At 40.0% G+C, this 26,842-nt stretch carries 23 protein-coding genes; 5 read left to right on the forward strand and 18 right to left on the reverse strand.

Going from position 1 to position 26,842, the window contains the following annotated elements; translation table 11 throughout:
* The first annotated feature begins 57 nt into the window (after window positions 1–57).
* On the forward strand, window positions 58–1,416 hold the full coding sequence (locus tag ESV85_RS08340) for an acyl-CoA dehydrogenase family protein (RefSeq protein WP_146916532.1): 1,359 nt from the start codon (window positions 58–60) through the stop codon (window positions 1,414–1,416).
* Here the strand turns inward: ESV85_RS08340 and ESV85_RS08345 are convergent.
* Window positions 1,413–2,252 carry a hypothetical protein gene (locus ESV85_RS08345; RefSeq protein WP_146916534.1) on the reverse strand — a complete coding sequence of 280 codons (840 nt, stop codon included), beginning with the start codon at window positions 2,250–2,252 and terminating at the stop codon, window positions 1,413–1,415. The two genes, ESV85_RS08340 and ESV85_RS08345, sit on opposite strands and share 4 nt — an antisense overlap.
* 105 nt (window positions 2,253–2,357) lie before the next feature.
* Between ESV85_RS08345 and ESV85_RS08350 the strand changes: the two genes are divergently transcribed.
* Window positions 2,358–2,996, forward strand: coding sequence for a GDSL-type esterase/lipase family protein (locus tag ESV85_RS08350; protein WP_146916535.1), 639 nt, complete (start codon window positions 2,358–2,360; stop codon window positions 2,994–2,996).
* A gap of 88 nt (window positions 2,997–3,084) precedes the next feature.
* Here ESV85_RS08350 and ESV85_RS08355 read toward each other — a convergent pair whose 3' ends face one another.
* The 9 genes from ESV85_RS08355 to ESV85_RS08395 form a co-directional block, all read right to left on the reverse strand.
* A complete protein-coding gene (locus tag ESV85_RS08355; protein ID WP_146916537.1) occupies window positions 3,085–4,647 on the reverse strand; it encodes a sulfatase family protein in 1,563 nt (520 codons plus the stop codon).
* Between the two features lie 225 nt (window positions 4,648–4,872).
* Window positions 4,873–5,745: an ATP synthase F1 subunit gamma gene (atpG, locus tag ESV85_RS08360; RefSeq protein WP_146916539.1), complete on the reverse strand. Its 873-nt coding sequence runs from the start codon at window positions 5,743–5,745 to the stop codon at window positions 4,873–4,875.
* 64 nt (window positions 5,746–5,809) lie between these two features.
* Window positions 5,810–7,387, reverse strand: coding sequence for a F0F1 ATP synthase subunit alpha (gene atpA, locus ESV85_RS08365; protein WP_146916540.1), 1,578 nt, complete (start codon window positions 7,385–7,387; stop codon window positions 5,810–5,812).
* 26 nt (window positions 7,388–7,413) lie between these two features.
* Entirely contained in the window at window positions 7,414–7,974 is a 561-nt protein-coding gene (gene atpH / locus ESV85_RS08370; protein ID WP_146916542.1) for an ATP synthase F1 subunit delta, read from the reverse strand.
* Between the two features lie 9 nt (window positions 7,975–7,983).
* A complete protein-coding gene (locus tag ESV85_RS08375) occupies window positions 7,984–8,478 on the reverse strand; it encodes a F0F1 ATP synthase subunit B (RefSeq protein ID WP_146916544.1) in 495 nt (164 codons plus the stop codon).
* A 78-nt stretch (window positions 8,479–8,556) separates the two neighbouring features.
* Window positions 8,557–8,814: an ATP synthase F0 subunit C gene (gene atpE, locus ESV85_RS08380; RefSeq protein ID WP_111318661.1), complete on the reverse strand. Its 258-nt coding sequence runs from the start codon at window positions 8,812–8,814 to the stop codon at window positions 8,557–8,559.
* A 37-nt stretch (window positions 8,815–8,851) separates the two neighbouring features.
* Window positions 8,852–9,877, reverse strand: a complete 1,026-nt coding sequence (atpB, locus tag ESV85_RS08385; RefSeq protein WP_146916545.1) for a F0F1 ATP synthase subunit A — start codon at window positions 9,875–9,877, stop codon at window positions 8,852–8,854.
* Between the two features lie 19 nt (window positions 9,878–9,896).
* Window positions 9,897–10,280: a hypothetical protein gene (locus ESV85_RS08390; RefSeq protein ID WP_146916547.1), complete on the reverse strand. Its 384-nt coding sequence runs from the start codon at window positions 10,278–10,280 to the stop codon at window positions 9,897–9,899.
* A gap of 43 nt (window positions 10,281–10,323) precedes the next feature.
* A complete protein-coding gene (locus ESV85_RS08395) occupies window positions 10,324–10,554 on the reverse strand; it encodes an AtpZ/AtpI family protein (protein ID WP_146916549.1) in 231 nt (76 codons plus the stop codon).
* A 144-nt stretch (window positions 10,555–10,698) separates the two neighbouring features.
* Here ESV85_RS08395 and ESV85_RS08400 point away from each other — a divergent pair, with 144 nt between their 5' ends.
* The 3 genes from ESV85_RS08400 (at window position 10,699) to uvrC (ending at window position 17,504) form a co-directional block, all read left to right on the forward strand.
* A complete protein-coding gene (locus ESV85_RS08400) occupies window positions 10,699–13,326 on the forward strand; it encodes a tetratricopeptide repeat protein (RefSeq protein ID WP_146916551.1) in 2,628 nt (875 codons plus the stop codon).
* A gap of 3 nt (window positions 13,327–13,329) precedes the next feature.
* Complete coding sequence (locus tag ESV85_RS08405) at window positions 13,330–15,636, forward strand: penicillin-binding protein 1A (protein WP_146916553.1); 2,307 nt, start codon at window positions 13,330–13,332, stop codon at window positions 15,634–15,636.
* Window positions 15,637–15,698: 62 nt separating this feature from the next.
* The gene (uvrC, locus tag ESV85_RS08410; protein WP_146916555.1) at window positions 15,699–17,504 is read left to right on the forward strand and encodes an excinuclease ABC subunit UvrC; all 1,806 of its coding nucleotides are present in this window, start codon (window positions 15,699–15,701) and stop codon (window positions 17,502–17,504) included.
* A 16-nt stretch (window positions 17,505–17,520) separates the two neighbouring features.
* Here uvrC and gldN read toward each other — a convergent pair whose 3' ends face one another.
* The 8 genes from gldN to ESV85_RS08450 form a co-directional block, all read right to left on the reverse strand.
* On the reverse strand, window positions 17,521–18,339 hold the full coding sequence (gldN, locus tag ESV85_RS08415) for a gliding motility protein GldN (RefSeq protein WP_191321973.1): 819 nt from the start codon (window positions 18,337–18,339) through the stop codon (window positions 17,521–17,523).
* A gap of 34 nt (window positions 18,340–18,373) precedes the next feature.
* The gene (gldM, locus tag ESV85_RS08420; RefSeq protein WP_146916557.1) at window positions 18,374–19,987 is read right to left on the reverse strand and encodes a gliding motility protein GldM; all 1,614 of its coding nucleotides are present in this window, start codon (window positions 19,985–19,987) and stop codon (window positions 18,374–18,376) included.
* A gap of 40 nt (window positions 19,988–20,027) precedes the next feature.
* On the reverse strand, window positions 20,028–20,828 hold the full coding sequence (gene gldL / locus ESV85_RS08425) for a gliding motility protein GldL (protein WP_146916559.1): 801 nt from the start codon (window positions 20,826–20,828) through the stop codon (window positions 20,028–20,030).
* 57 nt (window positions 20,829–20,885) lie between these two features.
* Complete coding sequence (gene gldK, locus ESV85_RS08430; RefSeq protein WP_146916561.1) at window positions 20,886–21,980, reverse strand: gliding motility lipoprotein GldK; 1,095 nt, start codon at window positions 21,978–21,980, stop codon at window positions 20,886–20,888.
* Between the two features lie 171 nt (window positions 21,981–22,151).
* Entirely contained in the window at window positions 22,152–23,141 is a 990-nt protein-coding gene (locus ESV85_RS08435; protein WP_146916563.1) for a type IX secretion system membrane protein PorP/SprF, read from the reverse strand.
* Window positions 23,142–23,217: 76 nt separating this feature from the next.
* On the reverse strand, window positions 23,218–23,991 hold the full coding sequence (locus ESV85_RS08440; protein ID WP_146916565.1) for a uroporphyrinogen-III synthase: 774 nt from the start codon (window positions 23,989–23,991) through the stop codon (window positions 23,218–23,220).
* A 31-nt stretch (window positions 23,992–24,022) separates the two neighbouring features.
* Window positions 24,023–25,144, reverse strand: coding sequence for a DUF4271 domain-containing protein (locus tag ESV85_RS08445; protein WP_146916567.1), 1,122 nt, complete (start codon window positions 25,142–25,144; stop codon window positions 24,023–24,025).
* Between the two features lie 2 nt (window positions 25,145–25,146).
* Complete coding sequence (locus ESV85_RS08450) at window positions 25,147–26,835, reverse strand: BamA/TamA family outer membrane protein (RefSeq protein WP_146916569.1); 1,689 nt, start codon at window positions 26,833–26,835, stop codon at window positions 25,147–25,149.
* Window positions 26,836–26,842 lie beyond the last annotated feature (7 nt).

Genomic DNA, 26,842 nt, shown 5'->3' on the forward strand with positions numbered 1-26,842 from the left:
TTGGTAATTGACATATTCCCGCATGTACATTTAAAATAAACTCCAAAATAACCTAAAATGAAAAATGTTTTTAAAACCCTCGGTGGATTACGCAAACTTTTATCCAGTGTCGATCTGGATCAAATCTCCAAGCTTTCGGAGAAAGTAGATATCTCCAAAATGGTAGGCTTAGTGTCGCAGATGAGCGAAGAAGATCTATCAAAAATGATGGGCATGATGAAAGGCGGTAGCAAACCTAAAGTCATCCCTCCAGTCAATGGCGATTTCTATGAGCTTGGTAAAACCCTTCTGCCTCATGAGCGGGAAATCCAACTTCAGGTGCGGGAATTCATGGAGCGTGAGATCAAACCCATCGCCAATGACTATTGGAACCGTGGTGAATTCCCCATGCAGATTATCCCTAAAATGGCTGAGCTGAATATCGCAGGACTAACTTATCAGGGCTATGGCTGCCCAGGACATTCGGCGCTGCTGGAAGGTTTTGTGGCAATGGAAATGGCAAGAATAGACACTTCTATTTCTACTTTTTTTGGAGTACAAAGTGGACTCGCAATGGGGTCAATCTATCTCTGTGGATCAGAAGAACAAAAGCAAGAATGGCTTCCTACTATGCAGAAATTGGAGAAAATCGGGGCTTTTGGCTTGACAGAACCTGAAGTGGGATCTGGCGTAGCGGGCGGATTGACGACTACCTGTAAAAGAGAAGGTGATACTTGGGTGATTAATGGCCAGAAAAAATGGATAGGAAACGCCACCTTCTCAGATATGACCATTATCTGGGCTCGTGACTTGGAAGACCAGCAGGTCAAAGGATTTATCGTGAGAAAAGGCAATCCAGGGTTTGTTGCTGAAAAGCTGGAAGATAAAATGGCGCTGAGAACGGTACAAAATGCATTGATCACGCTGACGAATTGTGAAGTTCCTGAAACGGATAGACTACAAGAAGCTAATTCATTCCGAGACACTGCAAAAGTCCTTCGCATGACGCGAGCTGGCGTAGCTTGGCAAGCTGTTGGATGTGCACGAGGAGCTTATGAACTAGCTTTGGCATATACTAATGAACGCAAGCAATTCGGAAGACCTATCGCCTCTTTCCAACTCGTTCAGGATTTGTTGGTAACTATGCTTGGAGATTTGACAGCCATGCAGACGATGGTTTTCCGACTTTCCGAGATGCAGGATGGAGATATTCTTAAAGATGAACATGCTTCCTTAGCCAAAGTATTCTGTACACTGCGAATGCGCTCTATCGTAGATAATTCCCGCGCTTTGTTTGGTGGAAATGGCATATTGCTACGCCATGACATCGCGAGATTTGTGGCAGATGCGGAAGCAGTCTACAGCTACGAAGGCACTAAGGAAATCAATTCACTGATCGTAGGTCGAGCCATTACAGGGCACAGTGCATTTGTCTAAAGCACCAGTAAAATCGCCGGAATCAGGAAGGCAACTTCCATTCGCATCCTGATTTGCTCAGATTTTAAGCCAGATTTAAAAAAACTCAGGTAGTGCAACAGCAGCATAATCAGTACTAAACTAGGAAAGATTCTATACAGTGAATTCACCAGTAGCAATCCCATAAAAGCAGCGAGAACTAATGCGATTGCCAATTGGCGAATTCTAGGATAGAGTCTTTCTTGAGGTATTATTGTGGCGATGGACGAAAATCCTGCTTCGCTGTCCGATTCGGTATCCAAACTGGAAAGCATGATTAGATTCAAATAGGCCAATCCCATATATAAAATGGTCAGGCCAAAAGCCGTCCAGGTATAATCTATTTCGGGTGCCTCATACCATGGAAGCCAAGAAATCCCGATCACGTAGAATATCGCAGAGCTAAGTTCTTTTAGTCGAACTCGTTTTGCAGCCAATTTCCTCACGGCAAGCAGAATCCCCATAATCACTAGCCCAAGACCAGCACCGAAAAATAACTCCTTGGAAAACCCAAAGAATTTTATTGCCCAGACCAATCCAACACAGCCTACTACCCCAAGTGTTGCTAGTAAGGATTTTTGGTAGATCAGGTGGAAATGATGCCTATCCGCTCCGTGACCTGAAGCTAGCTTTCGGGCATCCATCAAGTGATCGGCTGTATAAATACACCAAACAGCCATCCCCAATAAGATATATTCCTGCCAGGCCAGCTCAACCCGCAGTGCTCTAGCAAAAAAAAGCATTCCCGCCATAGCGCCGAGAACTACATCAAGAGAAAGCCAGGTAATGCGCTGATAGATTTTAAAAAGAAACTGCACAGCTTAAAGATAGCGTGAATAGGCAAAAGTCCATAGTTGGTACTCGGATGCTCAGGGATATTATTTATTTTACAGCTCAATTCTCAACCCCATAAACCTGAACAAATGAAAAAATTCAATTTGCTTTTAGTTGCGCTGATCGCTTTTACCACGGTTTCTTTTGCGCAAGCACCCATTAAAATCGCCTGTGTAGGCAACAGCATCACCCAAGGCCCTGGAAGAGATAATCCAGATAGCTGGCCGCTACAGATGCAGACCATACTCGGCGATGCCTATGAGGTGGGCAATTTCGGAGTCTCTGGCAGAACGCTACTCAGAAAAGGAGATTTTCCGTTTTGGAATGAACCACAGTTTCAGCAAGTGAAAGATTTCAAAGCTGATATTCTAATAATCATGCTGGGAACGAATGACTCCAAACCTCAGAACTGGCAGTACGCTTCAGAATTCAGACAGGATTATTTGGATATGATCCATGAATTCAAGAAAACTATGCCCGTGGATGGCAAAGTCTATGTGATTTTGCCTGTTCCGGTGACTCGTGTGAATTTTGGGATTACGCCGGATGTAATGAATAATGAGCAGCGCTTGATGCTGATAGATATTGCCGACGAAAGCGGTTCGGAATTGATTGATCTTTATACACCATTTATGGGTCACGAAGATCTACTTCCTGACGGCGTGCATCCAAATACGGAAGGTTTGGGAATTATGGCGAAGGTGATTGCGAGAGCAATTAGATTGTAAGCAGTCCGGTGACGGATGCCCGATGTGGGGTGTAGTCTTCGTGTACCCTCCAGGTTTTTAGAAACTTGGAGGGTTGTGCTTTTTCATGCTACTCCACAAACCCAATCTGTTTCCACTCGCCCTCAACCTTATCATTTTGCTGAGGAGCACCGGAAGTACTTCTACCCTCTTTGATATATTTGGACAGGAGACTTTTTAGCGCAGCTACTTTCTCAGGATTTTCGGCCTGAAGGTTTGTAGTCTCGCCTGGATCGGAAGCCAAATTGTACAACTGTACTTCTGGAAGTTCAGCTTCAGCTGGATCGCCTGGCTTAGGGAAGCTCCAGCCTCCAGAGCCTTTGGCCATCAACAATTTCCATTCACCTTGGCGGATTGCAAAAGAACCATTGATGGAATGATGCACTGTCGCCTCACGGAATTGATCCACTTCCTTATCCGCGTCAAATAGTCCCATTAGACTGTAGCTATCTTCTCCTTCGTTTTCTTTTAGGGCGTAGCCTGTGATTTCAGCACTTGTCGCCATGATATCAGTCAGGCAGATGGTTTGACTTCTGGTGGAGCCAGGATTGATCTTAGCAGGCCATTTGGCGATAAAGGGCACGCGGTGCCCACCTTCATACAAGTCGGCCTTATTCCCTCGGAAGGTATAATTCGATAAATGCCCTAGAGCTGCCATTTCTTCTAATCCTGCTGCTGGAGATCCACCATTGTCACTGGTGAAAATAACCAGTGTATTTTCTTCAATTCCTGCATTCTTAATCGCTGCATTAACCTGACCTACATAATCATCGATCATCATCATAAAGTCTCCAAATGGCATCAGACCACTTTTCCCCTGCCACTCTGAAGGAGGTAAAATAGGCGTATGTGGAGAAGGCAGAGCTAGGTATAGAAAAAACGGCTTGTCATCCTGAGACTTCTCCTCTATGTATTGTATGGATCGCTCAAAGAAATTTGGAGTAACTTTTTCATGATCAAAATCCGGAGAAGTTGGCCCCTCGCGCCACCAAGAGTATTTGCCCGTATTTACAGTTATTGTATCTGGAATTGCTGTGACTTGACCATTTTCCACATAAACGTAAGGCGCCATATCCAGAGAACCTGAATGCCCGTAGGCGTAGTCAAAGCCTAAATCATTTGGAGTGTGAGTGACAGTTTTGGCAAAATCAATCGCATCGAAATCTTGGGGATTCCATCCTTCGCCTGCATTTTCTTCATCACCTTTTAACCCCCAGTCCCAGCCCAGATGCCATTTTCCTATAAATGCCGTATTATATCCTTGCCCTTTCAGCACATCTGCGATGGTGGTTCTATCATCTGGAATCAGAGCCTTTGATTTCCCTGTCAACACACCAGATTTAAGCCGGCTTCTCCAGTTATATCTACCTGTCAGAAAACCATACCTGGTAGGCGTGCACACCGCAGAAGGCGTATGCGCATCTGTAAATTTCATTCCTCCAGATGCCAATGCATCTATATTAGGTGTAGGTATTTTACTATCCGGGTTGAATGCATGGATATCTCCGTAGCCCAGGTCATCTGCAAGAATTACGATAATATTTGGCTGCCTTTCCTGTTCTTGGCCTTTTGGTGAGCAGGAAAAAATCTGAAGAGTGAAGACAAGTGCAAATAGCTGAAGAATTTGTTTCATAAGAGGGTAGATATTTGATCATCAATTTAGGGCGAAAGAACCAAAAAATAGTCGAATAAAATGATGTGTTAAAAATCCCCCTTACCCCCTTTAATGACTTTTCGTTTCCCAAAGAACTCAAGAAATCAAGGGGGAATTGATTCTGCTAGCATTTGAGCGCCGTTCGTAAAACAAAAAAACCACAACCCTTGCGAGTTGTGGTTTTGGAAGTAGGTCTATCGTTTATTACTTACCGCCAAGTGCATTTGCACCGGAGACGATTTCAAGTATTTCATTGGTAATTGCAGCCTGACGTGTTCTGTTGTACATCAATCTAAGCTCTTTCAGCAATTCACCAGCATTGTCTGTTGCTTTATCCATTGCAGTCATTCTAGCGCCATGCTCAGAAGCATTACTTTCTAGGACTGCTTTGTAAAACTGAATCTTCAAAGAAGTGGGTACCAATTCTTCAATAATGTATTTTCTGGATGGCTCCAAGATGTAGTCTGTATCAGGCATTTTCTCCTCAGCAGTATCATCCTTTGCCATTGGCAAGAATTGCTCTACTACTACTTCTTGAGTAGCTACGTTTTTGAACTCGTTGAACACCAATACTACCTGATCATATTCGCCAGCGATAAAAGCATTCATTGCAAATTCAGCTGCATTTCTCACTTTCTCAAAAGTAAGATCCAGGAATAACTGAGAATAATCAGAAACCATATTGAAATCACGCTTTTTGAACGCTTCAAATGACTTCTTACCAATAGGAAGAATAGTGATATTCTTATCTGCAAATTGTCTAGCTATAGCAAGATTTACTGCTTTCATGATATTTGAATTGAAAGCACCACAAAGTCCTTTGTCTGAAGTAACGGGAATGATCAAAACATTTTTCACTTCTCGTTTTTCAGCAAATACAATATCTGCAGCTCCATCAGAAGCAGCTGATACATTATTTAGGATTTGGGTCAACTTCTGAGAGTAAGGACGCATCTGTATGATTTTGTCCTGAGCTCTTCTAAGTTTGGCGGCGGAAACCATTTTCATGGCCTTAGTAATCTGCTGAGTGGAGACTACTGAGGTTATCCGTTCCTTTACTTCCTTAAGATTAGCCATCTTGATTGCTTTGTGCTAGGGTATAAATAACCGGAAGACTTTCGCCTCCCGGAATTCAAATCAATTATTTAGAGAACTTAGGAGCTAATTCTGCAGCTGCCTTAGAAAGAATCTTTCCAGCTCCATCCACATCACCTTTCAGGATCAGTTGAAGTGCTTCTGGATAAGAAGTATCCAAAAGGGTATAGAATTCTTTCTCAAATGCTCTAGCTTTATCCACCGGAACTGTATCCATCAAGCCTTTTGTAGAAGCATAGATGATAGCAACTTGATGCGCAACAGGTACTGGAGAGTACTGTGGTTGCTTCAAGATCTCCTGGTTTCTTCTACCTCTTTCGATCGTACGCTTAGTAGTCGCATCTAGATCAGAACCAAACTTAGAGAATGCTTCCAATTCACGGAAAGCTGCCTGATCCAATTTCAAGGTACCGGCAATTTTCTTCATCGCTTTGATCTGTGCATTACCACCTACTCTAGATACCGAGATACCTACGTTAATCGCAGGACGGATACCGGAGTTGAACAAGTTAGTCTCCAAGAAGATCTGACCGTCCGTAATAGAAATCACGTTAGTCGGGATATAGGCAGAAACGTCACCAGCTTGAGTTTCGATAATTGGAAGTGCAGTCAATGACCCACCACCTTTTACCAAGTGTCTAATAGAATCTGGCAAATCGTTCATTTCCTGAGCGATCTTATCAGATTTATTGATTTTGGCAGCTCTTTCTAACAATCTAGAGTGAAGGTAGAATACGTCACCTGGATATGCTTCACGTCCCGGAGGTCTTCTCAATAGAAGAGAAACTTCGCGGTAAGCTACTGCTTGCTTAGAAAGATCATCATAAACTACCAATGCTGGACGACCTGTGTCTCTAAAGAATTCACCGATCGAAGCACCTGTAAATGGTGCAAAGAATTGCATTGGAGCAGGCTCAGATGCTGGAGCAGCTACAATCACTGTATAAGGCAGTGCGCCGCCTTTTTCCAAAGCTGCTACTACACCGGCAACGGTAGATGCTTTCTGACCGATTGCAACGTAGATACAGAAAACTGGCTCACCTTTTTCGTAAAATTCTTTTTGGTTAAGAATAGCATCGATAACTACGGCTGTCTTACCAGTCTGACGGTCACCAATAACCAATTCTCTTTGTCCTCTACCGATTGGAATCATCGCATCGATCGCTTTGATACCCGTCTGAAGAGGCTCAGTTACTGGCTGACGATAGATTACACCTGGTGCTTTACGCTCCAAAGGCATCTCGTACAATTCGCCAGTGATAGGACCTTTACCGTCGATAGGATTACCCAAGGTATTTACTACACGGCCAAGCATTCCTTCACCTACTTGAAGAGAAGCAATTCGTTTAGTTCTTTTTACTGTATCTCCTTCTTTGATTCCTCTGGAATCTCCGAAAAGTACAGCTCCAACATTGTCTTCTTCAAGGTTCAGTACCATTGCTTTCAGACCATTGTCGAATTCTAGCAATTCACCAGCTTGAGCCTTAGAAAGTCCATAGATACGAGCTACACCATCCCCCACTTGAAGGACTGTACCTACTTCTTCGAGTTCAGCTTCGGTTCTTGCACCAGAGAGTTGCTCTCTTAAAATTGCCGAAACTTCATCAGGTCTTACTTCTGCCATGATATATTAAGATTAATGCTTTTTGATTAGATTTTACTTTCGTAATGATTTTGGGTAAACTGAGTTTTTAACTGTCTCAGTTTGCTACTCAATGACTCGTCAAGCTGACGATCATTTACTTTCAAAATATATCCGCCTATCAAGTCTGGATTTATTTTCTCTACCAATTGTACTGTCTGCTTACCAGATATTTCTTTCACTACATCAGAAAACTCCTTGCGAAGGTTATCATCAATAGAGAAAGTAGTAGTCAATTCAGCTACCTGAATAGACATATGAAGATTGTATTGGTTTTCAAATTCTTTTGCTACATCGAGAAGAATCTCTTCTCTGTTTTTACCGGAAACGATAGCAAAGAATGTCATCGTAAGCGGCTCAACCTCTTTAGCAAAAAGTGCTTTCAGCACACTCAATTTTTTATCAGAATTGATCACAGGGTTCTTTAGAACCAGCTTCAATTCATGATTACTTTCTGCCAAAGCAGTAAGTCTTTGAAAATCTCTGTGCACCTCCTCTAGTCTTCCTTTTTCCAAAGAAAGTTCCATGATTGACTTGGCATAGCGGGATGCTACTCTCTGGTTTGACATGGAGGTGTATTAGTTAAGCTTAAGTTCTTTGATAAATCCATCTACCAAATCCTTTTGAGACTTGTCATCAGACAGATTTTTTCTCAATAATTTCTCAGTAATATCCAAAGAAAGTTCAGCAACCTGATTTTTCACATCTGCCAAGGCAGCTTTCTTCTCAGTTTCGATGACTGCTTTAGCATTCTCAATCATCAAAGCACCAGCTTTTATAGCTTCGTTCTTTGCATCATCGATCATTTTAACAGAAACATCTTGTGCTTTCTTCAAAATAGTATCTCTTTCCAGCCTAGCATCTGCAAGCAACTTCTCATTCTCAGCCTTCAAGTTAGCCATTTCATTTCTGGCAGTTTCAGCAGCTTTCAATGCATTATTAATGCTGCTTTCTCTTTCGTCCAATGCAGCTAGCATAGGCTTCCATGCAAACTTGATCAGAATGAAAAGTAGGCCTAAAAAGCCAAATAATTGCCAGAAAATAAGACCGGTACCTGGTGTAATTAAATCCATGGGGTATGTTTTATCTCAGATTGTTCAATAGAAGAAAGAAAAGGGAAAGGCCTAACGCCAATCCCCTTTCAAAGTAAATTATGCGATCTCCGCGATGTTTAGCGCGATCAACAAACAGATAACTGCCGCAAATAGAGATACTACCTCAATCAAGGCTGCAATAATCAACATTGCACCCTGGATTTTACCAGCAGCTTCTGGCTGACGAGCAATAGCTTCCATAGCCTGACCACCAATACGACCGATACCTAGGCCTGCGCCAATCGCAACAATACCTGCACCGATACCAGCTCCCATTAGAGCGTAACCAGCAGTCAACAAGATAATAGTTAACATAAGTTTGAATTTATAAATTGAACAAAGAAATTATTAATTAATGATCCGCATGAGCGTGCTCAGCTACCGCAGAACCAATGTACATCGCTGAGAACAACGTGAATACATATGCCTGAATAGTGGCAACCAACAACTCAATTAGATTTATAAAGGTAACCATCAGCGTACTTGCGATACCGATAGTGTACGATTCGAAGATAAAGGCCAAAGCTATGAAGCCTAGGATTACAATGTGCCCCGCTGTGATCGCAACAAAAAGTCGAACCATCAAAGCGAAAGGCTTAGTAAACAAACCGATAATTTCAACAGGAACGATAATCAACAACATCAATGGCGGAACACCTGGCGTCATAAAGACGTGCTTCCAGTAATCCTTATTTCCATTCACATTCGTGATAATGAAAGTCAATGTCGCCAACACCAAAGTGACAGCAATATTTCCAGTCATGTTGGCAGCGCCTGGGATAAGCCCAAGCAAATTACCAAACCACACAAAAAGGAACAGCGTAATCAAATAAGGAACAAAACGTTTGTATTGTGGGCCAATTGACTCTTTAGCGATGTCATCTCTTACGAAAATCACGATAGGCTCTATGATAGCTGCTGCACCTCTTGGAGCAATAGCACCATTTTTCTTATAGAACGATGCCGCTGATAATGCAAGCCAAGCCACTACGATCAATACTATAAATAGCATTACCACGTTTTTGGTGATAGAGAATTCTACGAAGCCTGCTCCATCTGCTCTACCTAAATGGTCGTGCTCATCGATAAAGTAACCTTCATGTCCATACTCTTCTCCAAATGCATGAGTTTCGTGATTTTGAAAATCAGAAGACTTGAAAAACTCTAAACCCCTATCTCCAGAATAAACTATAACCGGAAGAGGAAGAGTAACATGAGTATGACCCAAAGTCACCAAGTGCCACTCATGTGAGTCCTTCACGTGATGCATGATGAAGCTAGTCTTGTCTTCTTCTTGCTCAGAGGCAAAAGTGCTGCTATTAAAAACTAGCAAAAATGCTGAAATTAAAAGACTTAGGGCCAGTATTTTACGCTTCATTAACTCTTTTTTTTGAGGGCTACTTTGAAATCGGGCGCAAGTTAGACAGAAAGGTGTAGATATCAAAAACTAAGTAGAACAAAAAAACTACGAAGAAATCCGCTATAAACAGAATAATATTCTCCATTCCAGGCCAAACAGCCAATCCTATAAAGACGATAGTGGCTATAAATCTAAGAATCATAGCTAAAACCATGATATTGAAGAAATTTTCTGCAAATGATTTCAAGAGAAACCCATTCAATAAGCTGATCAAAAAAGATACAATTACCATGAAAAAATAAATGTTCCAGATCTTTTCGTGTACAATATCAGGCAATAAAACACAAAATAAACCGATCAACCCCGCAACCGCAGCTGAGAAAAGCAGAAATTGAAGGTGCATATTTTTAGGCAAGCTCATAGTTTTTGACATTTGCCTACAAAATTAGCCCATTTTTTTTAACTCACTTGTTATCCTGCTTCATAGACATCCAAAGCTGGTAGAAGGCAAGAATCACTGATAGAAAACAGAATAATAGTAACCAAACCGGAAACTTCATGTCACTTTTTCCTTGCAGCCACCAACCAAACCATGTCCCTGCCCCTATTATTCCAAAAAGCTGAAAAGAAAGCCCTATGTATTTCACATAAACTGGAGTACTGTTGGGTTTTGTATCTTTGTGATCTTGGTTCATAGTGACTGCTGTAAATGATTAATTTTATTAAAATTCTTGGTTAAATGAGGCTGACTTTAAGTGATACAAATAATAGACCATTGAATTCGTTCACTAAGTAAACCAAAAAACCTATTTTGCTACTTGAATTGGGCAAAACAACTCATGAGGATATTTTCCAGGCTAGCCATAGTCATCTTACTTTTTAGCGGAGCGTGTTCTTCTGAGCGCAACACCTTTACTAACAGGACATTTCATAATGTCACTGCGCACTTCAATGCCTATTACCTTGCTGATGTAAAATTAACAGAGGTAGAAACTGAAGTTTTTCAAAATTATAAAGAAGACTACACGCAGATTCTTCCCGTCTTTATCCCATTTGATTCTGCCACGATTCAATCCAATGCCGAGAAACTTCAATCATCACGTGAATTGGCTTCCAAAGCCATCGAATGGCACAGAATCAGTAATTGGGTTGATGATAGTTACTACATTCTCGGGAAGCTTGATTATTATCAATCACACTTTGATGATGCTCAGAATACATTCAAATACATCAATGTAAACTCAAAAAGTCCCGACCTAAGGCATCAGACCCTAATCACCTTACTCCGTCTCTATGTGGATCAGGGAGAAATTGAAAACGCAAATTTCACTATAGATTACCTATCGAAGGAAAGTGGGATTTCAGAGAAAAACCGCTACGAACTCTATAGAACCCTCGCTTATTATTACGAGAAAAGAGGGGATAAAAGTGGCGTCATCGGAGCTTTGGATAAGGCAATCGAATATTCTCAGGACAATAAAGAGAAATCAAGAATCAACTTTATCCTTGCCCAACGCTACCAGAGAGAAGGCTTAGATGCCCTAGCATATGATTATTATAACCAAGCGCTAGAAGGAAACCCTCCTTATGAACGCAGTTTTTATGCACAATTATATGCACAGCAGGTGGCAGAGCTGAATGCTTCAAAAGACCTCAAGAAAGTCCGAAAATATTATGATGACCTGTACGAGGATCCAAAAAACAAGGATTTAAAAGATGTCGTGATCTATGAAAAGGCTCTTTTTGAAGAAAAGCAGGGCGACACCGAACTTACCATTGACCTCCTTCATCAGGCGGCAAAGGAACCTGGAAGTAATCCTAGAGTGAAAGGGTATATCTATCAAAAACTGGCAGAGATAAATCTTGGCGAGTTCAAAGATTATCGGGCAACCAAATATTATTTAGATTCTGCGCTCACATTTATCAATGAAAGTGACCCAATCGCTCTCGAAATTACCAGTCAGAAAGAATCGCTTGATCAGTATGTATTCCATTTTGAGAGAATCCAAGACAATGATAGCCTATTATCCTTGGCGCAATTAACGCCCGAGGAGCAAAAACTAGTTGCTGAAAATTACATCAAATCGGAAGAAGAACGATTGATCAGAGAAGCGGAAGCCCTTCAAAAACCACAAGCAACCAGCATTTTCGACAACCTTTTGGCATTTAGCGATAGGGGTTCGGGCTCTTCGTTTTACTTTGACAATGGGGTAGCTATGCAGCAAGGAGCTATAGATTTTAGAAGAACTTGGGGAAACAGAGCTTTGCAAGATAATTGGAGAAGAAGTGCTATAAGTTTCCAAAATGCTGCCCCTACAATCACTGAGCCTACAGAAGGTGACTCTACAGCCACAGAAAAAGAGAGCTTGGTCAGTCAATTGCCAACTGTGGAAGGTCTATTGGCTGGTATCCCTAATTCTCCAGAACAAATTGAGAGCCTTAATCTCGAGCTCGAGGAATCTTACTTTGAGTTGGGCAAACTACTCTATTTCGATCTGAAGGAAACAGAGCAAAGCATTGATAACCTAGAGACTTTAGTACAAGAATATCCAGCTTCTTCCAGAAAGCCAGAAGCTTATTATTTATTGTACTTAGCACAAAAAGATTTGGCAGGGAATTCACAACAATATGTAGGCCGCTTGAACCGTGAGTTTCCTGATTCACAATACACCTTTTCTGTAAATAACCCAGATGCTGCTTCTGGAAATCTGGCCTATGTGGAATCTTCAAAAAGGTACGAACAAGCCTATAACGCTTATTATCAAGGGAAATATCAATCCAGTAAGGATATTATTAGATCTACATTAGAAGATTATCCACTTACTCGCAATACTGAGAGACTTTTGCTTTTGGATATCATGAACACAGGCAAAACCGAGAGCCGTGCTAGGTATAGAGAACGACTGGAAATTTATATTCAGAATTCTCAAGATCAAGCTTTGGTAGAATTGGCAAGGAATATGCTAAAACCTTTACTATCCTCAGCAGAGTTAGCTGAGCTTAATCCAAAAGAAATAGAAGCAGCCGACTCCACCCAAGTAGAGCGTGCGGAATTAGCTGAAAATGGGGGAAATGAGGATTTATCTGACTCACCCTATGAATACAATGCATCTGCAACTCACATATTTGTGATTGCGATGGATGCAGGACAAGCAGAAGAAGCAAAAAATCTATTAGCTGATTTGGATAGTTTCCACTCAACAAGTTTCGCTAAGGAAAGATTGAGAACAGGAAATATGAATAAGTGGGAGAATGCAATTTTTATCATTAGCCCTTTTTCAAATGCCGAGAAAGCAAAAGATTATTACAGTAAATTTCAAAAAGATTTCAAATCAGAAGGACTTTCTGATGAGGTAAAAGCAAACTCATTTGTGATATCAATAGAAAACTTTCAGGTATTGAGTAAAAGCAAAAAATTAGAAGAATTAGAAGGATATAGGGCTTTCTTTAAGTCCGCTTATAAGTAAACTATGAGTAACAAAGCAAAACCCCAAGATACCACTTGGGTATCTAAGACCATAAAATATCTTTGGATCGCCTTTATAGCAGGGATTTTTGGGTTCATTCTGTTCGTTTGGATGATCAGCATCAATTTCCTTGGGCTTTTCGGATCTCTTCCTGATTTCAAAGCGCTGGAAAATCCGGACTCGCAGATAGCCTCTGAATTGTATTCTTCCGACGGAATGCTTCTCGGTAGATATATTCGTGAAAACAGAAGTCCAGTGACATACGACGAACTTTCTCCTAAGCTCGTGCAAGCATTGATAGCTACCGAAGATGTTCGATTCCAAGATCATTCGGGAATCGACATGAAAGCGATGATGAGAGTGTTTATAAAATCCATTCTCTTAGGGCAAGATGCGGGTGGTGGTTCTACCTTGAGTCAGCAAACAGCCAAAAACCTTTTCAAGACAAGGACTGATGCCAGTAATGGTTTACTGAGCTCTATTCCTGGACTTCGCATGCTTATCATTAAGACAAAAGAATGGATTGTGGCGACACAACTGGAAAAAGCATACACCAAAAATGAGATTCTTACTCTTTATCTAAATACATCGGACTTTGGTTCAAATGCCTTTGGTATAAAGACCGCATCAGAGACTTTCTTCAATAAAACACCTGCCACTTTAGCTACAGAAGAAGCGGCGGTACTTGTAGGTCTATTCAAGGCACCTACCTATTATAGCCCAGTGTACAATCCGGAAAATTCTCTTCGAAGAAGAAATACCGTTCTGGCCCAAATGATGAGGAATGATTATCTCACTAGAGAGGAATTTGACTCACTATCCAGCCAACCTATAAAGTTGAACTATAGTGTGGCAAACCAGAATAAAGGTCTAGCTACTTACTTCCGCGAAATCGTAAAAGCCGATTTAGTGAAATGGACTAAAGAAAACTTGAAATCAGATGGTAGTGCATACGACTTGTATGGTGATGGCTTGAAAGTCTATGCGACCATTGACAGCAGGATGCAGCGCTATGCCGAAGAAGCTGTAGAAGACCATATGAAAATACTACAGGCTAAATTCTACAAAGAGATGGGCAATAAGGACCCATGGATAGATGAAAGTAATCGTGTTATCCCAAATTTCATCGAAGATGCAGTAAAAAGAACGGAAGCCTATAGATTACTGAAAATCCGGTACGGAAATGACACCGACTCTATTAATCTCAAACTGAATGAGAAAAAGCAAATGAAGGTTTTCTCTTGGGAAAAAGGTGAAATAGACACACTCATGAGCTCAATGGATTCCATGAGGTATTACAAAAAATTCCTTCAAACAGGTTTTATGAGTATGGACCCACACACCGGGCAGATCAAAGCTTGGGTAGGTGGCTTGGATCATAAGTACTTTAAATACGACCATGTATCAAGGGCAAAGAGACAGCCTGGATCTACATTCAAGCCATTTGTATATGCAGCAGCAATTGAAAATGGATATAGCCCATGCTATAGTGTCATCGATCAGCCAGTAGAAGTATACATACCAGGTCAACCAGCTTGGAGTCCATCGAATGCTGACGGGAAATTCACCTATGAGAAAATGACAATCAGACATGCGATGGCTGAATCAGTTAACTCCATCACTGCCTACATGATGAAAAAATTGAGTCCAAAGATAGTGGTTGAGACAGCCCGAAGATTAGGTATTACCAGTGATCTGGAGGAGGTTCCTGCACTAGCTTTGGGGGTAAATGATGTATCTATTTTCGAAATGGTTGGAGCATTTGGGACTTTCGTCAACAAAGGCGAGCATACTACCCCATTCTATATAGACCGGATTGAAGACAAAAATGGTAATGTAATTCAGCAGTTCACCGCCAAAAAGAGACCTGCAATGAGTGAAGAGCATGCATACTTGATGACCTATATGCTTCGAGGAGGATTTGAAGAAAGAGGAGGAACAAGTCAAGGTGTCAATTGGGATTTGAGACAAGGATTGGAATTAGGTGGAAAGACTGGCACTACTCAGAATGCTTCTGATGGATGGTATATGGGTATGAGCAAAGACCTGGTAAGTGGGGCTTGGGTAGGTGGAGATGATCGTGCTATTCACTTCAGAAGCTGGTCTGAAGGTCAAGGTGGTAGAACTGCCAGACCTATCTGGCAGAATTTTATGATAAAAGTATACGCAGATAAAAGCCTCGGTTACACCAAGGGGCCTTTCCCTAGACCTGATCGTCCGCTAAGTATCGAGATAAATTGTGACGTCTATGAAAAAGAAAGCCAGCGATTTGCTGATTTTGATTACGACGCTAAGAAAAACGATTTCTAGAAAAACATAAATCCTCTTTCAAAAACAGCCTTGGATTAAGGCTGTTTTTTTAATTTTAGACCATGCAGTCATCCTCCTTTTTACCTACAGATCATCTTACGCTTCCTGATCACCCAGGCGTGTATAAGTATTTCAATGAGGAAGATGAGTTAATCTACGTTGGCAAAGCCAAAAGTCTCAAAAAGCGAGTGAGCAGTTACTTTAATAAAAATACTGGGGTCAATCTCAAGACCAGGAAAATGGTCAAAGAGATCCGTAGAATTGAAATCACTTTAGTAGACAGCGAATTTGACGCGCTTCTTCTAGAGAATAACCTAATAAAAAAATCTCATCCTAAGTATAATATTCTACTTCGAGATGATAAGACATACCCGTACCTCTTATTGACCAAAGAAAACTTCCCAAGAATATTCCCCACAAGGAAAGTAATCCCTAAAAAAGGCACGTACTATGGGCCATTTGCAAGTGTAAAGGCAATGAACAATGTGCTTGAGTTGATACGCGAGCTTTTCACTATCCGAACCTGCAAGCTTGATTTATCTCCTTACAAAATATCTGATGGCAACTACAAGGTCTGTTTAGAATATCATATTGGCAACTGTAAAGGACCATGCGTTGGCTTACAAAAAGAAGTTGACTACCAAAGAGACTTAGAGCATGTAAAGCATATTTTGAAAGGAAATTTAGGAGTGGCAAAAACCTATTTCAAGCAAGAAATGCAGCATCACGCTGAGAATTTGGAATTCGAAAAGGCACATCTCCTCAAGGAAAAACTTGAATCCCTTGAGAATTACCATGCAAAATCATTGGTTGCAAGTCCTTCAATCAACAATATTGATGTCTGTACTATTGTCTCTGATGATAAAAGTGCCTATGTAAATTTCATGCGAGTGAAAAACGGTTCATTGATCACATCTAAAAATGTTGAGCTCAAGAAAAAACTGGATGAATCTGACGAGGAATTACTATTGACAGCGCTAATAAGGCTTCAAGACCAATTTCAAAGTGATGCTGAAGAGGTCTTATTAAACATAGAATTATCAGAACCAATAGAAGGGTTGAATGTAGTGATGCCGAAAATTGGAGATAAGAAAAAGCTTATAGAGCTATCATTGAAGAATGCACTGTATTATAAAAAGGAAAAAGCGTTACTACTGGGCCTAAATCAAGATAAGAAAGACCGAGTAATTCGTCAATTACAACAGGACCTTAGCTTACCGGAAATCCCGGATCACATAGAATGCTTTGACAACTCAAATACCCAAGGAACAAACCCTGTGGCTAGTATGGTATGTTTTCTAAATGGAAAACCAGCTGTGAAAGAATATCGGCACTACCACATAAAAACTGTAGTAGGACCAGATGACTTCGCTAGTATGAAGGAGGTCGTAGGAAGGAGATATAAGCGATTATTAGAGGAGGGGAAACCAATGCCAAAGCTAGTAGTAATTGATGGCGGTAAAGGACAGCTCTCTTCTGCGGTAGAAGCGCTAAAAGAATTAGGTGTATATGGACAGATGCCAATCATTGGCATTGCAAAGCGTTTGGAAGAAATCTACTTTCCGGGAGATTCCTATCCCATCCACATTGATAAGAAATCTGAAAGTCTAAGACTATTGCAACGAATCCGTGATGAAGCTCACCGATTTGCAATTACATTCCATAGAAACTTAAGAAGTAAAAATGCATTTGGTACACAGCTGACTTCTATCCCTGGAATTGGACAAAGTACAGCTGATAATTTATTGAGTCATTTTAAATCTGTAAAAAAAATAAGTGAAGCAACAGAGCCAGAAATAGCCGCAGTGATAGGAACTAATAGAGCAAAAATATTGGTGGAATGGAAAGAAAAAAATAAAGGGGCTTAAAAAGCCCCTTTTTATATTACCACTCCCAGAGGGAGTTCTCGTATTCTAATAGTTTGTATTCAAAGGCAAGAGCATCTACATAGGCTTGCATCTCAGGATTGGGATGATCCACTGAAACAAGATCCGAAATCAATGCTTCCTCTGAATTAGTAAACCTTCTAACTACAGATCTAAACAACCTTGTTTCGAAAGCCTGATCATAAGTTAAGCTCTTGGAAATATTCTGGAAATTCAACCATCTAGCTTCAGGATGATTTTTGAAGTGATTATAGAAGTCCTTGTAGCGAATGAAAGCTATACTTTTTTGGCCAGCATTAGAATTAGTCTCAGAAGGCATTACTAGCTCAAGATATTTGATATCAAATACCATATCAGAGTGATGCTTGTCAAAAACAAAATCTTCTCTAAAGTCTAGGTAATAAAGCTGCTTAGAGAAAATACTGTCACCTGTTGCATTCAACCAAAAATTGTCCTGGAATTCAGCAATAGAAAGTGGCTGCGTAAAATCCTCATCAGCGAAAACTTCCAGTGCATTCTCTTCTACTACTGCTTTATAGATCTGATTAACTATTCCATTAGCCTTAGTATCTCCTGAACCGTATAAAGGAAGATTATATTTCTCTCTGAGGTCAATCCTCCTCCATACTCCAACTTGATACATTTTATCATCCTCGCGGATTCTCTTCGCCGAGTAGATAGTATCCATGTCAAATTGACGATCGCCAAACCCTGAAGGATTCACGCTTGTAGCCGGAATCTGCGCCTCAGTAGTAAGAGGAGCGATGCCTGCTGCTAAAAGCATAGACAAGATTAATTTTGGAAGAAACTTTTTCATAATGAATTCATTAATACTATTTCAATTTCAATGATTACTTCACCCCAATACGAATCACTTGATTCAATGTTGAAGGAATTTTATTTCCTCTAAAGTTAGTTCGGGTCACCTGAGTTACTACTACAACGATATCATCACCAGCTTTTGCACTTTCCAGCAATTGACGCATTGCAATACTATTTCCATTCGAGATTGAAATAGTTTGTCTTGGCACATCACTTCTTAACAATCTTACCTCGCCACCGGTCACTTCAAATTTTGCATCTTTGGCCATAGTACGTCCAAACGTTGGCTCTGGTTGTGCTGAAACTTTCAGACCAGTCAATGCACCCACTGCATAGGACTGACTAATATCAACCGCATTACCATTTGACAGCTCAGGGACAATACTAGGTGTGGGCACTGGCTTGATCTCATAATCAACGGTCCCAATTTTATTTCCTCCGCTACTCACTCCAATAGCAACTTTTCCAGATGCTCCTGGAATAATAGTCAATTGCCCAGGTTTATTTCCTTTTATTGATTGACCATTAGTAACAGCAAACTCAGGAGAATAAGTATTACCCAAAGCAGGAACTTCTATCAGCAACTCGTTTGCACAATCAGCATAAAGCTGGTTAACTACTTCAGAAGAAACTTTAATAACCGGCTGAGCTACAAAATAATCATAGTCAACTGGGAGCACCTTGTCTTCTCCTCCAATATTGGTTATAATCTCACCTTTAAGAGTTCTTTTTGCTAATCCTCTTTCATCATATGATCCAGCTGGAGTCACAGTAAATTCAATCTTACCAAATCCTTTTGGATCCACTGTTACTGAACGACCGTCAATAGTCATAGTAGGAGCCGCTGAAGTAGAACTTGAAGCGATAAACATATCTGCTTCGAACTTTGTACCTGCTGCCACTACATTTGATAACGCTGCAATTCTAGCTTCCGTCACATCAGCCTTGAAAAAGAATGAGCCAATTGTATTCTGCACCGCAGTCAATGACTCACCTTCAATATTCAACACTTCATTTTGGTACTGAGAAATCAATGCAATAACTGCGCCCACTGGAGATTTAACAAAGTTGAGCTTCTCAAAACTCAAGTTCTGAGCTTCCCGATCGTTTGCAAATAACTCAATGTCTTTTGCATCCTTCGCAATAGGATCAAATCTTAAATCGCCAAGACCAATACCGGACAAAATCTCAGTGATTTCAGTTGGATAAGTATTTAACTTATTCTTCATCTCTTCACCTATGCCCTTATTGACGAACATATTACCTGTAATTTCTGTATTCTTCAGGTTTGCATTGACGAAGTTCCCTTCATCATTCTTTGCATTGGACTGTACAATTAAGTCTTGCTTTACGGCTTCTAGGTAATCATAGATTTCTGAAGTAGCTTCTCTGATTTTCTGAGATGCTGCAACCTTGGGTACATCTACTTCCTTGTTACCCTGCTGTTCTACCGTATAAGCGATAGACTCTACAGTTTTAACATTCTTATTGATAAAGTTCTTGGATGTTCTTTCCATCCCATCATTTATCAATACGAATTTCTGGAGGATCTTATTACTTACCTGGAGGGCCAATAGGGCCGTCAAAACCAGGTACATCATACCAATCATCCGCTGTCTAGGTGTCTCTTTAGCTCCTGCCATTTTTAAGTTTTAATGGATTTTAAAATGAATTGAAGAGAAATTAACCTTTCATAGCGGAAAGCATTCCACCATAGATCTTATTCAATGAACTTACGTTCTGATTCAATTTTGATAATTCTGTTTTAAATGCTTGGGTTTCTTTACCAGCTTCGGTAAGGCCTTCCATAGCAGCAGTCATGTTTGCGTAGAATTTATTCAACGTCTTCACATGACTATTTGCATCCTGAAGCTCCATCTCATAGACAGAATTCAAAGCAGAAAGATTTTTCGTCACTGTTACCACTTGAGTATGGTAAGCTTTTGCATCTTGAGATGCAGCAGACATTTCAGTAAGCGCTGCTGCAGTTTTGCTATAAGAAGCGTTCATATCCACCAATGTCTTCGCAGCAGATTTTACATTAATAGCATATTCATTAGTAGCTACGGCTGCATCCGATAGGTTACCCATTTTCTGAGCTGATGTAGCTAAATTCTGCATTCCTTTACCAAGGCTTTCAATCAATTCCGGCCCTACTTTAGCGTTAGCCAACATTTCGTCAAGTTTCTGAGAAACTTGATCTCCTCCTCCTACTACTCTCTGCGCTTTTGGCGCACTAGGACCACCTTCCAATTCAGGATAAACTTTTGCCCAATCCACCTCTTTATGGGTTGGCTCAAATGCTGAAAAGAAAAATATTAGCGCTTCCGTGGTAAGTCCAATACCAATCATATAATTGGCGCCAGTCCAATCCAAAATCTTGAACATCGCACCTAAAATAACGACTGCAGCACCAATACCATATATCTTTGGCATTATGCTGGAATAAAATTTTGCTGAGAACGAATTGCTGTTGCTAGCCATGTGTAAAGTTTAAATTAATGTTTTAAGGTAATTTTCGTTTGAGGGTATATTTTTTACTTATCTTCTTCTTCTTGTTGAAGTTTTCACGTCCATTGATCCAGATCTACCGATAAAGGTCATGGTTGTTCTAAATCCAATGTGAGCTTGAGCAACATCTTCGTACTCGTAGGTTCTTGTACTTGTCTCAAGGTAATGAGCGATATCTTTCCAGCTACCACCTCTTACTACTTTTCTAGGCTCATTAGGATCAAGATATACTGGATCTAAATCCCAAGTAATAGAGCTGGATGTAGTAGCATAAGCATCCATTACCCATTCGGCAACATTTCCAGACATATTATATAATCCAAAACCATTTGGGGCAAATACATCGACAGGAGCAGTGTAAGCAAATCCATCATCAATATAATTTCCTCTTCCTGGTTTAAAGTTAGCCATTAAACAGCCTCTCTTATTCTTCAAATATGGCCCACCCCATGGATACTTAGCTACATCTTTACCACCTTTTGCTGCGTATTCCCATTCAGCCTCTGAAGGAAGACGGAAGCTTGGTGCATCAAAATCAGATTCATCATTGGCATTCATGTGGTAAGTTCTCCACTCACAATATTTTTTAGCCTGATCCCAAGAAACTCCTACAACTGGATAGTTATCAAAAGCTGGATGATCAAAGTAAAATTCCATTAATGGATCTCCATAATGGTATGCAAAGCTAGTTGACCAAACTGTAGTGTCAGGTCTTAACTCATCATAATTCAACTGAGGTGGATCTTTCAATGTAGTAGATGTGCCCGTCTCTAGAGTTCCGCTTTTAACAGATTCTAAAAATTGACGATACTTATTGTTAGACACTTCGTACTTGTCCATGAAAAATTCAGAAATCGTAATCTGCTTATTTAAGGCTGATTGCGTATAGGCTATATCTTCATCAGATTGCCCCATCCAAAAAGTTCCCGCTTTCACTGGTACCATGTCATAGGGAAGATTCTGTTGCCAGTTTGCTCTCTTCGGCACACCAGTCACTTCTCCCCTTCTATTCATCTTTTCGCTAGCTGAACCTTTCTTATTAAAAAGGCCGCAACCTGGCAAAAGTATCGCTATTGCCAACCCTAAGGTAATGGGCATTAAGCGAACATTGATTTTTTTATACATAAATGACGTTTTTTCGTTCATCAAATAATTACGCTATGTAAAGTATCTTCAAGATTCGAAATTTAGCTGAATTTGGCTCAATAATGCAAATAACCTGCCAAAATATAGGTCATTGATTATTTATGTTTAAAAGTCAACTTGGTGTAAACTATACAATTTTATACTATTATTTTAAAATCTAAACCGTGGTGTTCTTTGAATAACTCGTTGTACTTCTCTACTCATATCAGATAAAGTATAACGAAGCATCAATTCATGACTCGTAGGAGATTTAGCTTCAACCCCTGCGATGACTAAGTCAAATGCATAACCCAATTTCAATGAATTGTCTTTTAAGAGACTGTATCCTAAAATAAACGATACAGATTCCTCTCCCCTGAAAGCTACTCCTCCACTTATCTTATTTTGATGCGTAGCAATAACGCTCACTTCGTAAGAAAAATTATTAAATGAAACTGATTTTAGCAGAAAACTAGGCTCAATAGCAAGTTGTCCTACCGGTCTAAATCTATATCCTAACAATAAATAGGAATGGTTTTTCAACTGATTAGCGTAAGAACCATCACCAAAATCAAAGTTAGGCTCATTAATGTGACGACTACTTAAACCTATATAATAATCTCTTCCGTCCAGTAGCAAGCCTGCTCCAAAATTCATATTCACTTGACTCTCCTTACCTGAATTCGGCAGGTTAGGTTCTGGGTTCACTACAATAAGCTCGCCATAATCTATCGAACTAGAATACATACCAATATAAGCACCAATACTTAACGTAGATTTATTGAACTTTTTGTGATATGCGCCCTGAAGATTGACTTCCAAATTACCCGTAGCACCTATTTGATCATTGACAAGCGTGAGGCCATATCCAATGTTTTTACCTTCCAACCTTCCTTGAGCAGTAACTAATTGGGTTACAGGAGCCCCGCCTTGCGCAGAATTGGTTGTATAATTTAGCCATTGAGATCTATGTAAGGCCGAAAACCTGAATCCGCCCTCCTTACCCGCAAAAGCTGGATTATAATACATACCATTATACATGTACTGCGTAAATTGAGGATCCTGCTGGGCCATCAGCGAAGAAATCTCAAAACAAAAACAGAAGAATAGCAGGAGAATGGAATATCTCAAAAAGTATATAAAATGGCCTCTTTGAATCATATTATTGCGGTTTTGTCCAACTTAAGAACTATTGTAAGAATTTAAACTGAAAAACCACAGATTTAGATTCTATGTTTTACAAATTATTCACCTTTTTAATATAAAGTTCCAACGCACCCGTCATACTTGGGGCATTTGGCATAGGCGCTTCAATATCTAAAATTAAATCCAAATCCCGCACTGCCTGAGACGTCGTTGGGCCAAATGCAGCTATTCTGGTATTACCCTGTTTAAAATCCGGGAAATTGATTTTCAACGATTTAATTCCAGATGGACTGAAAAATGCAAGAATATCATATTTAACATCTGCCAAGTCAGATAAATCTGCCTCCAACGTGTGGTAAATAATAGCTTCAGTAAATGCAATTCCATTCTTTTCCATGTATTCCGGAATATCCTCTTTGCGAATATCCGAGCACGGGAATAGATACTTCTCTGATTTATGCTTTTTGAAAAAATCAAATAAATCCTGTGCTGTCTTTTGACCTACGAATAATTTCCGCTTTCGGATTACTATATATTTCTGAAGGTAATGAGCCGTTTGGTCTGAAATACAAAAATACTTCATATCTGCAGGCATCTCAATTTTGAAATCTTTGCAGATAGCAAAGAAGTGATCTATAGCATTACGACTTGTGAAAATAACAGCTGTATGCTTCAAAATATCAATCTTCTGCTTGCGGAATTCCTTTGGCACAACTGGCTCAACCTTAATAAACTGTCGAAAATCTATCTTCAGATTATATTTCTCCGCCAACTGCACGTAGGGAGAATTTGCCCCCGCTGGGGCTGGTTGAGATACTAGGATACTTTTTACTGGTCTAAACCTGTCTTTGGTAACTGCGCTCATGCTTCTATTATCCTTTTGGTGATTATCGAGATTAATTACCCAAATCAAGCACCAATTTGGCCAAGATTAAAAAGGGCACTAATTCTGCGATGCAAAGGTAAGTAAATAAATGATATTTCTTAAAGCCCAATCTATTCACCATAATTAGGAACAATCCTAAAATACCTACGATATATATCCAGAAAAAACCTACAAATGAGAACTCCAATGCTCTTTTGATACCTGAAAACTCATTAAATAAGAAAAATGCACATATCAATATTAAACCAATAGTTGCTATTACTACTAAGCGGAGTAAATAAAAAAAATGAGGGAATTCTAACTTTCCCAAATCAAATAAATAAGACAAAATTTTAATCGCAGAAAACTTGATTATAGTAAGTATTAATAGAAAAAAAGCTCCACCTATCCAAAGTATAATTAAGGCATTAAAACTCAGTTCTACTCGTGCTTCTAGCCATTCTTGAAGAAACACAACCAAACTAGTCACCATAGCGAGTGACAAAAGCATATTTACTATAAAAACATAAAACAGAATATCTATGGAGAAAAACTTCTGTAAACTCCCACTTTCCGAAAAATCTTCTGCGTTCACTAAGGAGATAGGTCTAATCATCATAGCGAAAATGAATGGGTAAGCCAACTTGTAGAGCGCAATCAACAAGAGGGAAATCAATAATCCTAAAACAAAAAAATCACGGATACTTTGCCGATCAAAACCCCTCTTTTCTGAAAGTAGTCCCTCCTCGTTTACACTAGAATCTGGCCTTTCGAATCTCAAAATTTTCTTTACACTCGCCTGTCCCGAAGATATTCCATTTTTAAAGACAGTAAGATTTACCTGCTTTCCGGAAAATTCTTTTTTAAAGTCCCTGACTTGATCTGTGAAAGCAGTGTCTTGTTCCGTAAAAAACCACAGTTTCTCTCCTACAAAAACCACAGAATGATCTGGGAATTCAAAAGAAAAATAGGCTAATGGGAAAGTTTCTAGATCAAGCTCCAGCAGCAATCGGTCATTTGAGCTGAACCAAGTCTCACGTTCTCCTTCTTCCCATTTTGGATTGTAATCTTCCAAAACTTGAGAAAAAGCCTGTTGTCCCACTGCAAAAAGCAGTGAGAATATAAGTATTGACTTGCTGATCAATTTTTTCATACTCAAAATCTGGCTAAGTAGCCAAAATGAATCCTAGAATAGGAGAATTGTAAAGGTTGCAAATTAGACTTCCCGACTCCATAAATAAATCGAAAGACGCCTGAGCCCGTATCCAGGTTTATCCCTGCTCCAAAAGAGATGGGTTTATCAATCGAGGGTGCAAAGTACGGGTTTTCCATAATCCCAAAGTCAGCAAATACCATGAGAAATGAGTTTTCTCCAAAAAAAAGTCGCTGCTCCATATTTAGGTAACCATATGATCTCGCAAAAAAGAAGTTCTCATTAAAGCCACGAATGCTTTTCAGGCCACCCAAGCGAAACAAATCATTCAGAAGGAGGTTTTTATTTTGAGTGAATCCAGTACTTCCTTTGAACCACATTCCCCATGTAGGTCTGATAAAAATATGTTTTTCAATTTCTCCCTTTCCCAGATACTGAGGACTATTCAAATCCAAACCCACATAAACTTCAGGAGGAAATCCCGTGTTCTCTAGAATCCTCTTATTCCCAATTGCTAATTCACTGCTAATCAAAAAACCTCTTCTAGGGAAATAAGGTGAATCCAACTTATTCAAGTTCCACCCCAAACCATATTGATTCCAGCGATAATCGGCTATATCAGGAAGATTAGTAGCATTCTCGTAGGACTCTGTACTCAGCACATCACTGGACTGTCTCTTGGTAAAAAAACGTAGATAGCTGTTTGAACTTACATGATAGCCAAAATCCAAAGTTAAGTATCTATTTAAAAAAGTAGAATCTTGTTTGAGTAAATTGAATCCTAAACTTACATCCAGCGCGGAATTAAAAAGAAATGACTCTTTTGCCGAAATATCCAGAGACTGCGTTTCTACATTCAAACGCTGCCAATGAACAGCGACATCTCTTCCTTTACCCCCTAAGTGATACAATTCCAAATCTAGCTGGCCGGTAATGAGCATTTTTCCCGGCTCATTGGCATTAGGCAGCAACCCTATTACTCCATCCAACACATTGCTATTTCTATCTCGTATAGTAAAAGTGGGTTGAGCCTTTTTAATCTGAAAATCGACTTTATTAGATTGTGTCTGAACGAAGTAGGGCGACCGACTAAGCACTTGACTTGCAAGGTCTAGTTGCCTTTGGGAAAATAGAGTTCCTGGCTGAATTCCGGTTAAGTTTTGAATATACCGTGCTTGGGTTTTGGTGTCTCCTGCTACTTTTATGCTATCCCAGAGAATCAGCGGTCCTGAATCATAGCTAAAAACTGCAGAAAGTTTATTTCCACTTCGCTGAATGCTATCAAGTTTAATCTCTGCAAAAGGAAAACCTCTGTTTTCTGCTTCAGTAATCACATTACGCATCCATTGTGAGGCAGAGCTATATTCCTCTGTAACGGGATCAATATCTTGGGTAATCTCCCTGGGCACATTTCCTTGAGAAAGTGATTCCCAGAAATATTTCTCACCAAGGGATATTTTCACCTGTAAAGAATCAATTGCAATTTCCTCCTCTTCAGAATAAAGACTAAGATACCCTTCGTTTTGTAGAGAACTTTGAATTGAATCGAGGTACTTCCGCCCTGCTATCTGGGTGGTAAAGCCTGTCCAGTCTCCATATCGCACGGGGTCATCACTTGTCCAGGATATCCAATAGCCATTTTGTGCCTCACAAATGAGTCCTCCGGCAAGGAAATAAAGGAGAGATGCCAAAAGGAAG

Source organism: Algoriphagus aquimarinus, assembly GCF_007997215.1.
Classification (GTDB): domain Bacteria; phylum Bacteroidota; class Bacteroidia; order Cytophagales; family Cyclobacteriaceae; genus Algoriphagus; species Algoriphagus aquimarinus_A.